The organism is Burkholderia sp. MSMB1589WGS, from assembly GCF_001636105.1.
GTDB classification, from domain to species: Bacteria; Pseudomonadota; Gammaproteobacteria; order Burkholderiales; family Burkholderiaceae; genus Burkholderia; species Burkholderia humptydooensis.
This window is the reverse complement of record NZ_LNJT01000007.1, coordinates 1,615,906-1,631,703: the sequence shown is the minus strand read 5'-3', so window position 1 is coordinate 1,631,703 and position 15,798 is coordinate 1,615,906. Positions and strand designations below refer to the sequence as shown.

The window sequence follows — 15,798 nt, the reverse complement described above, 5'->3', positions numbered from 1 at the left end:
AAAATCGGGTTTTGGACAGGCCGACACGCAGTCGCGGATACGACTGTGCCGCAGCTAAGGGCTTGGGCGCATCGCAAGAATCGCAGCACTCCTCTTTTTGGGCGTAATCGGTTTCACCATGCATACTTTCCAAGAGCGACATCGTTTGATTGCTTTCTTAAAGGCTTGTTTGGAGTGCAGCATATTTGTTGCACCTACGGACCCGGGATTGACCTACGAAGAGCTTCTCGAAGCTGGCCGTACTGTAGGTTTGCAGCCGGGTGAAATCTCGGACGTGTTGTCACAGGTCGTCGACCCTAATCAAGGCATCGGTGCTTCACGGCTTATGCCGCATCCGAACGATACCGTTATGTGGCTGGCCTTCGGAATTTCTGAAGAACCAGACTATCGCAACGTCGCGGCGTTCGATTTCGTCTTTGACCAGATGCACGAAAGTGCGCGTACAAACGGCGCACAAAATGCGAGACTAGAGCGCAGTGTCATCGTCGAACGGGGAATTGCTCGACAGATTCCACGAAATGACATGCAAGTCGCCGTCACGATGATGGTATTGAACGGCATTTTGGTCGAGCAAGACGGCATCCTGCGGTATGCCCGAGCCCGGGAAGGCTTTGCAGCGCCGCGCGGGCAGCAACGCTGTCTTCACCAAAGCCGTCGCAATGAATCGCGCGAGCGCGCCTATCCCGCAGTAAAGGACGTTATCGCAAGACGCAACGATGGTCGTCCGCGGTCCGCCGAACCGTTCGAGGCATTTGCCGAGGCGCTCGAGACGCTCGGTTACGGACGGTTCAGACTCTGGTGGTCGCAGATGGTGGGCGAACTGCGTCAAGCGAGTACGCAAACGTCGCCTGTGACGGCTACAGTGCTCGCGGCGGCCCTCATCGAGGGCGCACTGACGTTTGTGGTCACGCATGCGCGGGCGCTGAATCTTGGTGTGATGTGTTCAAAGAGCTTTGAGGGTAGCCCTAACAAGTGGCGCTTGGAAGAGCTCGTTACGAGCGCAGGCTATGGAAACGAGGCGGCGATTTTGGACAAGCCGACGCAATTGCGCGCAAGCTCATTGATTGTTGCGAGGCAGCGTATTCACGCCGGACGTATGCTGGCAGATTTTCCAGGCGGCCCACCCGATTTGCTCCCTGAGCAGGCACGCGATGCTCAACTTACCGCCGAGCAGGTCGTACGCGGTGTCGTGGTTTGGCTGCAAAGATATCCAGGGGGCTCACGGGTGTTGCCGTGACTCGTCTTGACGCGACCGAGTCAGTCCACCTCTGAGGGTTTGCCACCCGTGTGGAGAAGATTGACCACAACGACATTTCACGAATGACGCAACCAGGCCAGGTGGCTGTCTGGGTGGCCGCTCTGTACCAAACGCGCAGTCTATTACGCGAAGCGCGCTGCAGCAGATGTCTCTCGCTCTAGCGCTGGATTCAGGAAGAAGAGAAGACCTCATGGTGAAAATTGCCGAGATGGACATTGCGGGTGCTCGTGCTTCTAATGCCGGAGACCGATTCCACGAACTTTGGGCGCTTCGCAAGGCTCTTTCCTTGCTTGAGCCCGGGACACGGTATCAAGCAATCACTGTTGAGGGCGTCCCAAACGAGGATGCTTCCATCTCGGATGGAACATGGACTGCAGTAGACGTGTGCCTCATGTCGGGCGGGCGCAGCCTTAGCGAAGCAAAATGGGCTGAGTTCGCGCAACTGAAATATTCATCCGCCAGTCCGAATTCGCAGTGGACTGTGTCGCGTCTAACGAGTAACAGCGCGAAGACAGGTAACAACTCTGTGATGCGGAAGCTTGCGGAGGCCTATCAAGCCGCTGAGTCTATTCGCCTTGATAAGAACCCTAGCCTCTCATACAGCATCAGGCTTGTCAGCAATCAGCGCGTCGACATCGACGTTCTTATGGCGCTTGGCATGTGCAAAGCGCAGGACTCGAGTGCAGCGCTTGGCGCAAAAGCGAATAGAAAGACATTGCGCACGGCGGCCGGTCTTACCGAAAAACAGTTTTCTTCGTTTGCGTCGTTGCTCGACTTCTCGGAATGTGGCGCGGGCTCATTGTTCGAGCAAGAGCGGAAAGCAATTGAAGTTCTCGACCGCCTTATTGAGGGTGAGACCCGCCCGTCACATCTGGAATTGCATCGCTTTATAAGCGACGCGATGCTTCCGGAGTCAAGCCGAGAACCCATCACAGAAGAGACAATTCTGTCCCGTCTCGACGTTGGCACGGACTACGCGCTATACCCGTGCCCAAACCGTGTAACGCCCGTCTCTAGTGCTGTTGAGCGTGCGGTGGCGCTGGAAATCGTATCGAAACTTGTCGGCGGAACGCAAAGAATTGCTTTACATGGTGGAGCGGGTTGCGGCAAGACGACAACTATCAGCCAAATCTCGAAGATGCTTCCGTCCGGCAGCGTATGCATTCAATACGACTGCTACGGCGGGGGTAGCTACCTCGACGAAAGCGCTCCGCGACATCGGCCTCTTGAAGCCTTCACCCAACTTTCGAACGAAATAGCGATTAGGCTTCGAGTTCCTCGCTTGCTTCGCATCTCGGAAAGGGGGAGCCCAGTAAGGGCCTTCAAAAACCGACTCGACCTTGGCGCCGATGTTCTTTTCGAAAGTAATCCGGAAGCTCTGCTGGTTGTTGCCATAGATGCCGCTGACAACGCGGTCGCAGTTGCGAAGCGCCGCGGGGAACATTGCTTTGTACGTGAGCTGGCCTCAATTGGCGACCTACCTAGCAACGTCCGGTTTCTCGTATCCGCACGAACTGCTCGGCTTACCGAGCTTGAACTTCCGCCAAATTTCTCTGAACTGCAAATTGCGCCCTTTAGCCTCGATGAGACTCTAGCCAACGTCCGTGCGCACATTGCAACGCCGGACGCGAATTGGGTAAAGGAGTTTCACGCCCTAACGCGTGGTGTTCCGCGCGTTCAGGCGTATGCATTCGAGCTCTCGACGGACCCTGGTGAGGCAATTCAGTTCCTGCTCCCCGGCGGAAAAGGGCTCAGCGAAATATTTGAGCAGGCTGTCGACACTGCTTGGAAGAAAGGAGGCGACTCGGGTTCTATCTCAGCACTCTGCGCAGCACTTATATCACTCCCTCGCCCCGTTCCGTTGGTTGAGTTAGCGCATACCATCGGCAGTGATTTGACGAGAACCACTGACTTGTGTGAGGACTTAGGCCGTACGATTGTCATAAAGGACGGGTGCGTCTCGTTCTCGGATGAAGACTTTGAGGACTTCGTGGCGGAGCGCGGAGAGGCGGAACAGCAGCGGGTGCGGGAGAGGATTGCCGAGCACTTCCTGACGAACGAAAGATGTAACGCCTACGCCTGCCGCCACGTTGTACAGGCACTAATTGCTGCCGATAGAGAAGCGGATGCCTTGCGTGTAGCGACTGAGGAGCCAGAGGCGACGTTGTTTGCGGACCCGGTAGAGCGACGGCTATGTCATCTGGAGAGGATGCGGGGCGCGCTTCGTGTGTGTGGCCGGAGCGGCAGTCCGGTTGAGAGTATGTATATCCTGCTGGTCGGTGCAGAGGCACTTAGAACTAGCGATGCGATAGCGAAAGCCTTGGCACTCAATCCGGACTTGTCGACCCGGCATGCTCGCGAGTCGCTGGACAGACTGGTGCTGTCAGACGAGAGGTATGCTGAGGCGAACGGACCCGTCCTCTGTCATTTGATGGCTGAAGATGCTAGAACTAATCTGTTTGTCCAAGTCGAGCGTTCGCGTCGACTATTTTTTGCGTGGCAGTCTAAGCACGCTGGGCATCGCGGCTACAGACAGCATTCGCAGCATATGACCACGCTTGACGTCGCCGCTTTCTATCGCGCGGAAGCTGCTAGGGGCGGACTTGAAGCAGTGCTGAAGCGACTCCGACGGCGACGTCAACATCGAGACGAGGTCTTCAGAGAGTTTGTGACAAGCCTGCTCGGGAACGGTGACTTTAACTCGGTTGAAATGCTGCTGGCCGAGCCTCGTATGCCGTCGGAAGCGAGAGTCTGCCTCGCCAGTTTGCTTGCACAAGCGGGACGCAAGGTGCACTTAGCCGCCGCCGCCGCACAGATGAATCGACTTCGAGTACGCGGAAGACTCAAAACGGACGGTGAAGCGCAGAGAGCGAGAGGTGTGTGTCTTCGGGAAGATTCGCTTAGGCTCTGTGAGGCGCTCGTCCGTGTCGGCAAGAGCATAGAGGTGGTCCGTCCAGTGCTTGCTGACATTGCGGCAAGTGGCCTCCCACGCTGGAGGCACATCGAGCTGTCGAATCACTCGAGAATCGACGAACTGCTGAGGGCCCAATGTCTTCTTGCGGAGCTCGACGGCAGGACATTGACCGCCAGTGAACTACTTGACGTTGAGACTGACCCAGCGACGGGCTGGAGTTCTGACAGCGACATCTCCTATCAGGACCATCAGAAGCGCTCCGACATCGTCGGGTTCTTCTCCGTTCACCTTCCCTTCTACCAGGCTCGCGCAAGATACGTGAAGACAGGGCGAGTGGAGGATTTCGCCGGAGCGGCAAAGGTCGAATGGATGAAGCGCGTCGAGTATGCGGGTTACTCTTCATCGCGGAACGGCGCGCGTGGCATGCACTACCAGTTAGCTCAGTCGGTCAGTGCGCTCCTCGCTGTCGGTGACGAGCACATTCGAGAGTTGTTCGAAGTTGCCACAGAGTTGATTGCAACAAGTCAGGCGACATTCGGGAGCCGAGAAGCACGAGTACTTCAGCCTTTCACGTGGCGCTCAGAGTCACACGGCGCGCTAACGAGGTTTGCCGACGACTGTTTGCCCAAGATAACCGACTTGAGGACGTCCTCTTCGGAGAAGGCTTCGTCGCTCTTGGAGCTATCGAGGCTTCTCTTAAATTGCAGTCCAGAAACGTCTGGGAGTCTATTCAGTAAGGCAGTACTCGTTCTTGAAGACGTCGACGTCAGTGAAATGCGATTGCTCGGAATTTTTGAAAAGCTCTCAAACGTGGCCTCCCGAGCGCTTGCACCTGCAGAATCCCGCAGTATGGCAATGGGCTTGGCCTCTTTCGGGACCGTGGTCGCATTTCGCCTTCGCGACTATGAGCACTTTCCGTGGGCGCAGCTCTCGCGAGGACTGAGCTATTTAAACGCGCCCGTCGCGTTGGCGGCGGCGGCACGCTGGGACGATGAAGGCTTGGCCAGCATCTCTGAAGCGTTGTGCGAAGTTTTGATTGCAGGCGTTAAGACCGGCTCGATTCCAGCCCAATATGCGGCCGCTTGTAGCTATCTCCCCAACAGCGCGCCCGAACGCCTTGTCTCGGAAGTCGTGCGCGCGGCGTCAGCGCTTGATGATGCCGCTCGTCTGACAGTTCTCGAAATACTAGCGGAGTGCGAGGCACTTGCTCGCAATCCCAATCCGAGACCGAATGTTGACGCCCTCATTGTTGGAGGGGTGCCGACCGAAAGACGTCGTCGGTGGGCGACGTACCTAGCTTGTCGCAGTGAGTTTGTGAGGCCTTTAACGGCGTTTTTGGATACAGGTGAGAGGGAATCTACTGGGGATGAAAAAAAGCAGGACCATAAGATACGTAGCTTCTTGGACAGCCTCGATTGGGCGAACCGGGACTTTAGGTCTGCTGCTGCGATTGCGGCGTTTGCCGAGGCGGCGTCTGAAAAGGCTAGAGATGAGCACTCTCTCTATTTTATTGGCCGCGAATTGTTCGCACGCGTTCGTGCGCTCGTACCGGAAAATCAGCGCTGCTTCCACCTTTCACATCTTCAGGAACTAGCTCTCGCGGAAGACGCAAGATACGAAGAGATTGAGGCGCTTACCGATGCCGTCGTCGAGTGGTTTGCAGCGTCAATGGCAGTTCGTGACTGGTGTGCTACCAGTTTGCCCGCGGTGATATCGGCGAAGCTGATGATGTTTATGGTCTCGATGCGTGCCAAGCCCTTACTGACAACACTGATTGATGAAGATTGCATCTCCGGGGAAAGTGTTTATCCAGCTATCCTGACCGGCCTGGCCGAGGACATTGAAGAGTTCGATGCGAGCAGGATTTATGACCTGATTGAAATCATCGCCGGCTTGATATCTGTCAATGATGTTGCCAGTGTCGTCTGTCGTTATGTCAAACGCCTCTCGGTGCGGGTGCGTAAGGAGGACCACCTCGACTCCGCTGATATTCCGGAGCTGGTCGACGAGGCCTTCGCAAGACTGCTCTATGCGTACCTCAGCGACGCCGACCTTGCTATCAGATGGCGCACCGCTCATGCTGTGCGCAGCCTCTTCTGGCTTCAACAATCGAGCGTGATAGATGCGCTCATGTCTCGCTACGATGTTGCTTCTGAACCCAGCTTTCGGGCCGAGGGCGCCCCTTTTTACTGGCTTGCTGCGCGCCTTTGGTTGACGATTGCTGTGTCCCGCGCCTGCAAGGACAGGCCGGGATACGCGGTTCGATATGCTAGCCGTATGCTTTCGATTCTAGACGACCACGAGTTTCCGCATTTGCTCGTCCGAGTTTTCGCGAAACAGGGCGTTACGGCATTGGCAGAAGCTGGAGTCCTCACACTGACGAAGGACCAAAAGAAAGCTCTTTCTGAGGTCGATAGCTCAAACTTAAGAAGGAAGCGGCGGCCGCGACATTTGGACCACGATGAACACAAGGCGGCGAAGGTCGACGAGCGCCGTTTTCAGTTCGACGCAATGGATACCCTCCGGTACTGGTACCCCTGCATGGCCCGCATATTCGCAGACATCTCGCTCACGGACTTTACCAGTGAGGCGGAACGGTGGATTGTTGACAGGTGGGGGGTAACTTCCAATCCGTGGAGGTGGGATGAAGAGACCCGAAGGGAAAAGTTCAAGCGCAATCCGTATGCAATGCACCATAGCCATGGGGAGTTGCCACGGGTCGAGCGCTTCCATACGCACCTGGAGTGGCACGCGATGTGGTGCGCAGCCGGAGAACTATTGAAGTCACATCCCCTCGCTACGAGCGATTACGACAACGATGGCTTAGCCGAGGAAATTGCTAGCACAATCACCTTTGCCCCGACACTGTGGCTGTCCGACCTGAGAAGCCCCAAACCGCTGGAAGAAAGGCTCTGGTTACCGGCGCAGAGTAGCGGAAAGTGGGTTCACGAGCCCTCGGTGTCCGAGCTCGTCGCGCTTCTTGGCCTAAGGGCTCCACACGGTTGGTGTGTTGTGCACGCGGATTACGACTGCTACTGGGCTAATTTGCACGAGTCGGTGCGTGTGACGTCATGCCTCGTGAGCCCGGCAACAGCGCCGGCGCTGCTGCGAGCGCTGCAGTCATCAGGAGATGTCCATGGACACTACCTGCCATGCGCCGATGACCGCGATGACGGAATCGATAGCCCGCCGTTCAAGCTTAAGGGATGGCTGGCGCAGACGGAAGGGCGGTCCGGCCTCGATTCCAAAGATAGTCTTGCCGACGGTATGTCCCCGCATTTCATGCAGCCGGGAGCAGACACTCAAAAGGCACTCAATCTGGTACCCAGCACAGAATATATTTTCGGCTGGAAGCAAAGGTCTACTTCGGAACTTATCTTCTACGCGGAGCAATGGGCTGACGTGGTTCCAGACCGAGCTCGACGAGACGAAGCTGAGTTCGTCCGCGCCAGTGGTAAGCGTCTGCATTGCAGACATCATGCTATTCAAGAAGTGTTGCTCCAAGAGCAATCCGACTTGCTTATCAAGGTCAAAACATATCGGAAGGAATATGAAGAGCACAGGTACAGCGAAAGCGACAAAGGCGAAAGCGCGTACTTCGTCCGGTACATCCTCGTCACGAGCCAAGGTGACATCCGCGATGCCACAGGATACGTTGGTGCTTGGAAAGCTTCTGGTCAAGGAGATGGAAGACCACGGCGGTCATGACACGCTTACGGTCTGGCTGTTGCATTACATCGCGGAATTGATTGTGAAGGCCGAGGGCGAGGGTGATTCTCCCCTCGGTGCAGCGGCGCAACGCGAGGCATGCGAGACGATTCTGAAGCTATGGGCGCACCGCGCGACCTTGTCGGGTCGAGCAAATCCGATGGAAGAATACGGGAGCGCTCTGCAACTTTTGCGCTCACTACGGAAAGATGGTTTTTTCGTTTTTGGAGGCTTGGGCGATGGTGGTGACCCCGTTGAAGCGTTTAGAGCTGGGTCTGCGGCTTTGCTAAGTTCGTTGATTGTCCTGCGACTGCCGGACGACAAGGGTGAACAGGACGTAGCGAAGAAGCACCTCAGCAAGGTCGAGTTTGACCTCATCCGTGAGTTCAATGTTATCAGAATAAGACGGGGCGCCCATGGCGCAGGAGGTAAAGATGACGAAGACCCGCGAGAGGTTCTGAAACGCGACATCCTTGACGATATCGCGCGTTTGCGGAAATCGCTCGATGCGCTTGAGGCGACCGTGGCGCCGTGACCTTCCCCCGTCCGAAGCGCACGAACATGAGGCCAAGCTGCAGTTTATCCATCCGGGCAAGCCGGTGGAAAACGCGCACATCGATAGCGTCAACGGCCGGCCGCGTGAAGAATGTTTGAACCAGCATGCGTTTGTCAGGCTCGGCGAGCCGCTTCCATTTACGTCGTCGCGGACGCTGCTATGTCGGTTCCTCGCGTGCTGACAATCTGTGCCCGGGATGGCAAGACCAGGGTTTGCGCCGGGTGCTACCGAACCTGCGACAAAATCAGGGGGAAAAAGATGACTGGCCGCAATGTCGTCAGTCTCCACCCGAGGGGACGCGGGACAGGCTAAGTTGCACGACGAACTTGCGCGAACCTGAGGCTTGCGAGGGCGAGAGGGCGGTTGATGTAGTTTCTATCTGGGCGCCCGACGTCTAAGAGTATTGCGCTATAATGTTTTATTGTGCCGTGTTAGCTCAGTTGGTAGAGCACCCGCCTTGAAGATTCGAGTGCCTCATCGGAAACGGTGGGAGTAGAACCCCTCAAACTCGGGGAAAGCTAAGGTCCGTTAGGACTATGCCAATCCCGAGCCAAGCTTGCCGTCGGCGAGAAGGTGTAGAGACTAGACGGGGGGAGCCTAAAGCGACAGCCATGGCTAAGGGATAGTCCAGACCACAAACATTGGGCGGCGAAAGCCGTAGTGGTAAGGTAAGCGGTAGGTCGTCTGTTCGAGTCAGACACGCGGCACCAAGTTTTACGCACCAAACGCAACACCTGTATGAAAGCAAGGCAACACCGGAGTGGGAGAGCCTTTAGCCGACAAGGGTTCGAAGCGCAACATCCTCTCGGTACACATTCCGCCTTGTAATCATCAGGTGGCGGGTTCGAGTCCTGCAGCCGGCACCAAACACTAGTTTCAAGTAGTACCCGGAAGTCCCAAAACCCGCGTCCAGCCTAGCGCTGACGCGGGTTTTTGTTTCGGGACGTCCCGTGAGAGGCCGGGGCATCCCCGAAAATTGGGGGTAAGATTTGGGGTATGACTTTGGCAATTTGGGGGTATGCCGTACCCCCGACGAACAATGAAAGCGGATGGGGCGGCCATCGGCTCTGTCTGAGGCGCAGAAATCAGATGCGTTGCGCCGTCTTGGGATGGGCGAGAGTATCGCGGCAATCGCTCGGCAGCTTGGAACGAGCCGCCAGACGATTATGCGTATTCGCCGCACCGCCGAGCAGGCGACTTGATGCCAGGACGCGGGTGCAGCGTGTAGAAACAAGCTGACCGCCGTAAGGCGGTCAGAGCTGAGAGCAGCGATTCGGAAAGTACGGCCTAAGCGGCTTTCTGATCTTCGTCGGGCGGCGCGTTACGGCGCAACATGACGTCAAATTCGAAGTCGAGCGGGATCTGGATGGGCTCGTCCGTTGCATGCACACGATTCCAGTGATCTGCATCGTCGACCAGAGAGACCGCATCACCGACCATCTGTTCACGCCGTTGCATCAGCCCCTTGTGCGCCACGTGACGCGGCGCGTCGTCCAGCGTATGCCACAACGTCAATTGGTCCTTCCCGCTACGTTGTGTAACCGCGAAATTGACGCGGTACGGCCTACCCGTTTCATCGTCGACGGCAGTTTCTTCGCGCGCAGCAGCGGAGAGTTTCTCCGCCAACAATGCCTCAGGCGTCTTAGGCGTTGGCGGTGTGACTCCCTTGCTAATAGCGAAACGAGCTACCTCATGCATATCGACTGATTGTTCGCCGGTCTCTTCTCGATACCAACGAATGATGGCTTGATACTGCTGTGCACGCGTCTGCATGTGAATTCCTTTCAAATGCCCACCGGCGCTACGTCTCCCCAACCGTCCACAGCAGCCCCCGGCGTGACCACGGAACGAACCTTCACCAAGTGGTCGCGAAATCTATCGTAACGACCAGTCCGGTGTTGCAACTGCCCGGCGACAAGGCCGGGGTGAATCTTTAAGGCAGCGGCCAAGCTGCGAATATCTCGTTCAGCGAAAAAAGGTGCTTTGCGAGCAATAAACGCTTCCATGGACTTCGCTGGTACGCAGAACTCGGAGGCCGCAAGATTGGCCTGCCTTTCTTGTTCGGGAATGTCTGGCCCAGCGCCTGCTTTGCTTCCCTCCAACTCCGCGTCGATCTCGATTCGATCTTTGCCATGCCCCCTCAGAACATGCTCAAGCTCATGCCGCAGGACAAACCAAAAATTGTCAATTCGGTCGTGCCGGAACGACATGCCGATAACCGGCGACTGATCGTCCAGCCAAAAGCAAACTCCATCGATCTTCGCGCTCGGCAGCGATTCCACTATGACGAACCGAATTCCTGCCTCGGCGAGAATGCGCGGAACCTTTCGGGTTTCTTCGACCGACAGCACAAGCTGTTTGAGTCGATCAATTGCACGGCGTACGCCAAAAACCGAAAACTGGCCGACGAGAAGCTCACTTGCGATTTGACGAACGCGGTACAGCCAAGCAAGTTGGGCCGGAGTCGTATCTCCGCCGACTGCGGTTTTCTTTGCTGCGTGCGGCAAAAATTCAATGTCGTTGACCGTAGGAACGCCAAAGAACTTTGCCAAGGAACTTTCGACCGCCGGGATGTCCTTGACGTCTGTTGCGTCCAGCCAGCGGCGTTTAATCATTTCGGCGACAGGCAAACCACGAAATACCTCCGCGCGTGTTGCTCTTCCGGGGTCCGGGCGTGAGACCAAGCGGGCGCGGGCGAGGTCGTAGTCTTTCTGAAGGGCAAGGAACTGTTCCGCCGGAACCTCAAACACCTCCTCCAATACGATCGCGATCTCAGCAGAGACGGCCTGTTTGCCGGAGATAAGCTTGTTCGTCGTCGACTCGCTAATGTCTAGTACGGCGGCGAGTAGCCGTTGCGTCCATCCGCGCTCGGCGAGCAGGGCTTCAATGAGTTGTCCGGGCGTCTTGTAGTCAATCATGGTGGGCCCATTCTAGCGAAATTTCTAAATTTCGCAAGTATGCCTGTATATTCATACAGTTTCATTTCAGAAATTATCGTGCGGTATGTGCACGATACGCACAATTTTGTGGGGCGGGATCGGCCGCTCATCAACGGCGGCAGCGTCATCGTCGGTCCACTCGGCGACGTGCTGGCCGGGCCGCTAAGAGGGCAAGCGGGGCTCGTCGTCGCCGAAATCGATACGGACGACCTGGTTCGCGCCCGATATGACTTCGACGTCGTTGGGCATTACGCTCGGCCGGACGTATTTTCGCTATCGGTCGACGAGCGGGCGAAGCGGTCGGTGGAATTCAAGGATTGAAAAATCAGGACAGGCTTTTTCGCATTGAATCGAACATCCGACCTGAGTGGTATGCGCCGTTCGCGATGTCATGTCGATGGCACAACGGCACAACGGCACAACGGCGCGACGAAACGCGTATGTCGATCGGCGATTCCGTCGTTCGCCGGTGATTCTCGATGAACCACAAAAGCCCGGCATCCACCGGGCTTCGCACACTCAAGGCAACGAAATCGTCAAATTGGCCGACTCCGGCCCAACCTTGATGACTTGCGAATAAGGCGCAAGCGCCCGCACGGTACTGTTTTTCAGATACGTATTGAGCCCGACGAACGCAAGCAATCCTACGAGCGCGAACACCGCCCCGATCGCCCACAGCGGCACTTCGCGCTTGAGCCGGTGCGCGATCTGATCCGGCAGCGGCCAATGCGGTGCGAATGGCGCGCGCTTGCCTTTCATGTTCGCGATCTCGTCGCCGAGCCGAGCGGTCAGATACGCAAGCTTCTCCTGCCCTTCGAGCAGATACTTGCCCTGGAAGCCGAGCAGCAGGCACATGTGGAACACCTCGAGCGACTGCAGTCGCGCCGCGCCCTGCGCACGGCATTCTTCGAGGTACTGATAGAACTTCTCGCCCGCGAGCTGTTCGCCGAACAGCACGAGCTGCAGCGGCCGGCGTTCCCAGTCCGCGCGAATCTTGAATTGCGACGACAGCACCGATTCGTCGATCGCCGCGCAAAACGCGAACTTCGCCGCATAGACATCCTCGGCGGCGATGTTGAGCTTCTTCGCGCCGCGCTCGAATTCGCTCAGGAATTCCTGAATGCGCGTGCCGAATTCCGACGCGTCGTTCGGCTCGCGGCCATTCTTCAGCAGGAACAGCATGAAGAAGCCGTCGTACAGCAGATCGACGAGCGAGCGCGCCTGGAAGCCGGCGTCGGTCGACGACACCGTTTGCGGCGCGGGAGGCGGCGTGTTGCCGCCGAAGAGGGAGGGCGCGTAACTCATGACGTGACGGCGATCAGTTCGAATTTCAGATCATTGATTCCGGACGGCGCATAGATCATCGCCGACTGGGCCTGCAGCATCCGTTCATAGAGCGGGCTGCGCGCATCGAGTGCGAAATAGCATGCGCCGGGGCGCACGGGAATCGCGGGCGGTACCTGCGGCGTATACGCAAGGCGCACGCCCGGCATCGCGGACAGCACGAGCTTGTCGACGTCGTCTGGCGCGCCCACCTTGAAGCGCGCGGGCACGGCATCGACGAGCTCGACCGACGGCATGTCGGCCGATACCGCGAGATAGAACGCGGTCTTGTCGTCGATCTTGCCGGAATCGAGCCGCCCGACATGGAACGACGGCCGCACTTCCTCGAGCGTGATCGCGAAGTAGCGCGTCGAGATCACGGTTTCGAGCAGATCGCGCAGGATCGAGTCGAGACGCGCGAAGCCGGGGCCCGGATCGTCGTGCCGATACGCGGGCAGATCGGCGAGCACATAGCCCTTCGAGAACGTCATCAATTGGCCGGCGAGGCGCAGCAGTTCCTGGAACAGCCGCTCCGGATGCAGCGCCGAATGCTGATGCAGGTGCGCGAGCGCGGCGAACGCGGCGCTCGCCGTGTGCAGCAGCCAGAACGATGCGATGTCGCCCGAGCGGAATTCGATGATGTTCTTCGTCGGCTCGCGATGGAAGCCGTATAGCGCGTTCACCTTCGCCTGCAGCGCGTCGATCAGTTGCCGCAGGCGCTGATGCAGGATCGGCGACGCCTCGATCGCGAGGCACGGCGGCACGAAGTTGTCGTCGATCTCGAAGCCGGACGTCGCGGTGCGGCGCACGCGCACGAGCGGGATCGACAGCAGTTGGTCGCGCGGCTCGCTGTGCGCAATCAGCTTCACGTTCGTCTTCAGGAACGTGATGTCGGCTTCGGCGGCGTCGGTGAAGTGATCGGCGACGCGCGCCTGCTCGCTGACGAAGCGCGACACGAAGCCGGCGTCGCGGTTATCCGCGTAGTTCGAGCCGGCCTCGCGCAGCGGGTGCAATGCGAGGTAGAACGTGAATTCGTTGCTGCCTTCGGGCAGCGTGTCGAGCGCGATGGGCGGCGGCAATTCGTCGGCCTGCGGCGCGGAGTAGAGCGCGCCGTCCGGGAACACGAGCGACAGTTCGCTCGCGCGCAGCACGTTGCTGCCGAGCGCGTCGCGGTCGAACCGCACCGAGCGCACGCCCCAGTTGTACGGCTGGATCGCCTGAATCGATTCGAAGAGGCGCGCTTCGTGGTACGCGTCCTGCCGCTGAAAGTGCTGCGGCCTCAGAAAGAGGCCTTCCCCCCAGAGCACCTTGGCCGAATAACTCATGTCAAATCCGCTTAAATGTGATTGGGCCGTTGGTCGGTCAATTCGCGTCGCGATCTGCAAGCGAATCGTTAATCCTTGTTAAATGACTTTTTAGCGTCATCTCGAATTTCACCCGCAATTCACCGATGACAGCAAATCGAGCCGCTGCGCCGGCATGCCTTGCTGCGAAGGCAGGACGGTGCCGCCCGTCACGGTCATCGCGCAGTTGTGCAGGCCGATAATTATGCCGGATTTCTCGGACTTCGCAGGATCGAAAGTCAGCTTCCAGCGCTGTAGCGCCGGGTCGCGAAAAAGCGCGACGATGCCGAATGCCTGCGCTTCGCGCGACACCTTTTCGGTTGCGTTGTAGCGCTGTCCCGGAATCAGCGTGATTTCGCGCACGCTCAGCAGATCGGCGCCGAGCGCGGTCTTCTCTTTCGCCGGATCGGTGAAGCTGTCGAACGGCGCCTGCTGGAACGACGTCGGGTCTTTCAGTGCGTAGAGGCGCACGACGAGCGCGAGCGGACGGTTGTCGTTCGCGGCGTTGAGGTTCTGCGCCGCATAGAGCGTGAGGCCGAGATTGCGCGGCGGCTTCTGCGAATCGGGTACGTCGGGCTTGCCGACGCCCACCATCTGCAGCGCGGCGCTGCCCGCCGAACCGAGGAGCGGCACGGCGGCGGCGCAGCCGCCGAGCAGGATGCAGGCGGCGAGCGGCAGCGCGTAACGAGTCACATGCGGATTCATCGATTTTTCCGGGCGTGGCGCCCATTGCTCCCTGTCAAAACTATCAGTTACTTTGCCGATTTGGCAGCGCAAAAATGTCGTGGCTTCAAATGCCGGATGGCTGCCGTCAATGCTGTCTTATTCGGAAAAATTTTCCGCCGATTGGGCGAAGTCGAATTCTTTTGCGGCAATAATTGCAATGGAAGCGGTACACGTGTGATCCCCGGAGTTTGCGCGACGCGTCAGGCGGCGCGCTGCACTGCTTTTAAAACGGCCGCTCTTCACGCGAAGATTGAATTATGAAAAATTGATCGGTACTATACCCGCGCGCTTGTGGCAAAGCAAAATCACGAATTCTCAACGATTTAAAACTCCCGCGCCGGGGATATAAATGATGAAAGACCGTCTCTTCGCAAAACTTTCTGGGGTAGTGCTGGCCTGCGGCATCATCGCCGGTTGCGCATCGCAGCCGACGCCGCCGACGGCCGAAGCGTTCAACAAGTCGTTGGCCGACGCCGACGCGGTGGCGAAGGCGGGCGATCAGGAGCGCGCAATCGGCCTTTACCAGCAACTCGCGAAGTCCGATCCGACGCGTGAGGAGCCCTGGGCCCGGATCGCGCAGATCCAGTTCCAGCAAGGTCACTACGGCCAGGCAATCGTCGCCGCGCAGGAAGCGTTGCAGCGCGACAAGACTGACCGTCAGGCGAAGAGCGTGCTCGCCGTCGCGGGCCTGCGCATCGCGACCGAATCGCTCGGCGAGCTGCGCCAGGATGCGTCGCTCGCCGGCGACGCGAAGTCCGACGCGCAAGCGCTCGCGAAGCAACTGCGCGACACGCTCGGCGAGGCCGCGCTGTTCCCGCCGGAGCAGCAGGCGACGAAGCCCGTCGTGAAGAAGCGCCGCATCGTCCGCCGCGCGAAGCCGGTGCACGAGGCCGCGCCCGCCGAGAATGCGACGGCGGCGGCCACGCCTGCCACGCCGCCCGCCACCCCCGCGACGCCCGCCACCACGTCGGCGCCCGCGAAGGCGGCAGGCGGCGATCCGTTCAGCGCACTGCGTTAAGCCGCGCTCGATC

Annotated in this window: 11 protein-coding genes and 2 pseudogenes; 8 read left to right on the top strand and 5 right to left on the bottom strand. The window is 58.3% G+C overall.

The features are described from left to right. The first annotated feature begins 208 nt into the window (after nt 1-208). From WT16_RS15370 to WT16_RS35400, 5 genes and pseudogenes are all read left to right on the top strand, one after another. Entirely contained in the window at nt 209-1,237 is a 1,029-nt protein-coding gene (locus WT16_RS15370) for a hypothetical protein (protein ID WP_156521439.1), read from the top strand. Nucleotides 1,238-1,448: 211 nt separating this feature from the next. Next, complete coding sequence (locus WT16_RS15365; RefSeq protein ID WP_156521438.1) at nt 1,449-7,880, top strand: hypothetical protein; 6,432 nt, start codon at nt 1,449-1,451, stop codon at nt 7,878-7,880. After that, the gene (locus WT16_RS15360) at nt 7,813-8,415 is read left to right on the top strand and encodes a hypothetical protein (protein ID WP_156521437.1); all 603 of its coding nucleotides are present in this window, start codon (nt 7,813-7,815) and stop codon (nt 8,413-8,415) included. Before WT16_RS15365 ends, WT16_RS15360 begins: the two co-directional genes overlap by 68 nt. 34 nt (nt 8,416-8,449) lie before the next feature. Beyond that, nucleotides 8,450-8,548, top strand: a pseudogene (locus WT16_RS34955) (integrase core domain-containing protein); the annotation flags it as partial. Between the two features lie 937 nt (nt 8,549-9,485). Then, nucleotides 9,486-9,638 carry a helix-turn-helix domain-containing protein gene (locus WT16_RS35400; protein WP_082252611.1) on the top strand — a complete coding sequence of 51 codons (153 nt, stop codon included), beginning with the start codon at nt 9,486-9,488 and terminating at the stop codon, nt 9,636-9,638. An 85-nt stretch (nt 9,639-9,723) separates the two neighbouring features. On the opposite strand, the gene WT16_RS15355 is transcribed toward WT16_RS35400, so the two are convergent. Both WT16_RS15355 and WT16_RS15350 read right to left on the bottom strand, forming a co-directional pair. Further along, complete coding sequence (locus tag WT16_RS15355) at nt 9,724-10,209, bottom strand: hypothetical protein (RefSeq protein WP_011883089.1); 486 nt, start codon at nt 10,207-10,209, stop codon at nt 9,724-9,726. Nucleotides 10,210-10,220: 11 nt separating this feature from the next. Next, nucleotides 10,221-11,354, bottom strand: a complete 1,134-nt coding sequence (locus WT16_RS15350) for a HigA family addiction module antitoxin (RefSeq protein WP_063533633.1) — start codon at nt 11,352-11,354, stop codon at nt 10,221-10,223. Between the two features lie 117 nt (nt 11,355-11,471). Here WT16_RS15350 and WT16_RS15345 point away from each other — a divergent pair. Beyond that, nucleotides 11,472-11,696: pseudogene (locus tag WT16_RS15345) on the top strand (nitrilase); the annotation flags it as partial. 198 nt (nt 11,697-11,894) lie between these two features. Here the strand turns inward: WT16_RS15345 and icmH are convergent. The 3 genes from icmH to tssJ form a co-directional block, all read right to left on the bottom strand. After that, nucleotides 11,895-12,680 (bottom strand): type IVB secretion system protein IcmH/DotU, encoded by a 786-nt coding sequence (icmH, locus tag WT16_RS15340; protein WP_063533632.1) that lies wholly within the window; start codon nt 12,678-12,680, stop codon nt 11,895-11,897. Then, nucleotides 12,677-14,023, bottom strand: coding sequence for a type VI secretion system baseplate subunit TssK (tssK, locus tag WT16_RS15335; protein ID WP_063533631.1), 1,347 nt, complete (start codon nt 14,021-14,023; stop codon nt 12,677-12,679). Before tssK ends, icmH begins: the two co-directional genes overlap by 4 nt. Before the next feature lie 108 nt (nt 14,024-14,131). Then, complete coding sequence (tssJ, locus tag WT16_RS15330; protein ID WP_015600452.1) at nt 14,132-14,746, bottom strand: type VI secretion system lipoprotein TssJ; 615 nt, start codon at nt 14,744-14,746, stop codon at nt 14,132-14,134. Here tssJ and WT16_RS33715 point away from each other — a divergent pair. Both WT16_RS33715 and WT16_RS15325 read left to right on the top strand, forming a co-directional pair. Continuing rightward, nucleotides 14,735-15,028 (top strand): hypothetical protein, encoded by a 294-nt coding sequence (locus WT16_RS33715; protein WP_156521436.1) that lies wholly within the window; start codon nt 14,735-14,737, stop codon nt 15,026-15,028. The genes tssJ and WT16_RS33715 overlap by 12 nt on opposite strands. Before the next feature lie 91 nt (nt 15,029-15,119). After that, nucleotides 15,120-15,785: a tetratricopeptide repeat protein gene (locus WT16_RS15325; RefSeq protein ID WP_015601514.1), complete on the top strand. Its 666-nt coding sequence runs from the start codon at nt 15,120-15,122 to the stop codon at nt 15,783-15,785. The last annotated feature ends 13 nt before the right edge of the window (nt 15,786-15,798 follow it).

What these genes read in the sequence shown, in the direction of transcription:
- WT16_RS15365 (WP_156521438.1), top strand. Translation starts at nt 1,449, where the DNA reads ATGGTGAAAATTGCCGAGATGGACATTGCGGGTGCTCGTGCTTCTAAT.
- WT16_RS15360 (WP_156521437.1), top strand. Translation starts at nt 7,813, where the DNA reads ATGCCACAGGATACGTTGGTGCTTGGAAAGCTTCTGGTCAAGGAGATG.
- WT16_RS35400 (WP_082252611.1), top strand. Translation starts at nt 9,486, where the DNA reads ATGGGGCGGCCATCGGCTCTGTCTGAGGCGCAGAAATCAGATGCGTTG.
- WT16_RS15355 (WP_011883089.1), bottom strand. Translation starts at nt 10,209, where the DNA reads ATGCAGACGCGTGCACAGCAGTATCAAGCCATCATTCGTTGGTATCGA.
- WT16_RS15350 (WP_063533633.1), bottom strand. Translation starts at nt 11,354, where the DNA reads ATGATTGACTACAAGACGCCCGGACAACTCATTGAAGCCCTGCTCGCC.
- icmH (WP_063533632.1), bottom strand. Translation starts at nt 12,680, where the DNA reads ATGAGTTACGCGCCCTCCCTCTTCGGCGGCAACACGCCGCCTCCCGCG.
- tssK (WP_063533631.1), bottom strand. Translation starts at nt 14,023, where the DNA reads ATGAGTTATTCGGCCAAGGTGCTCTGGGGGGAAGGCCTCTTTCTGAGG.
- WT16_RS33715 (WP_156521436.1), top strand. Translation starts at nt 14,735, where the DNA reads ATGCGGATTCATCGATTTTTCCGGGCGTGGCGCCCATTGCTCCCTGTC.
- tssJ (WP_015600452.1), bottom strand. Translation starts at nt 14,746, where the DNA reads ATGAATCCGCATGTGACTCGTTACGCGCTGCCGCTCGCCGCCTGCATC.
- WT16_RS15325 (WP_015601514.1), top strand. Translation starts at nt 15,120, where the DNA reads ATGAAAGACCGTCTCTTCGCAAAACTTTCTGGGGTAGTGCTGGCCTGC.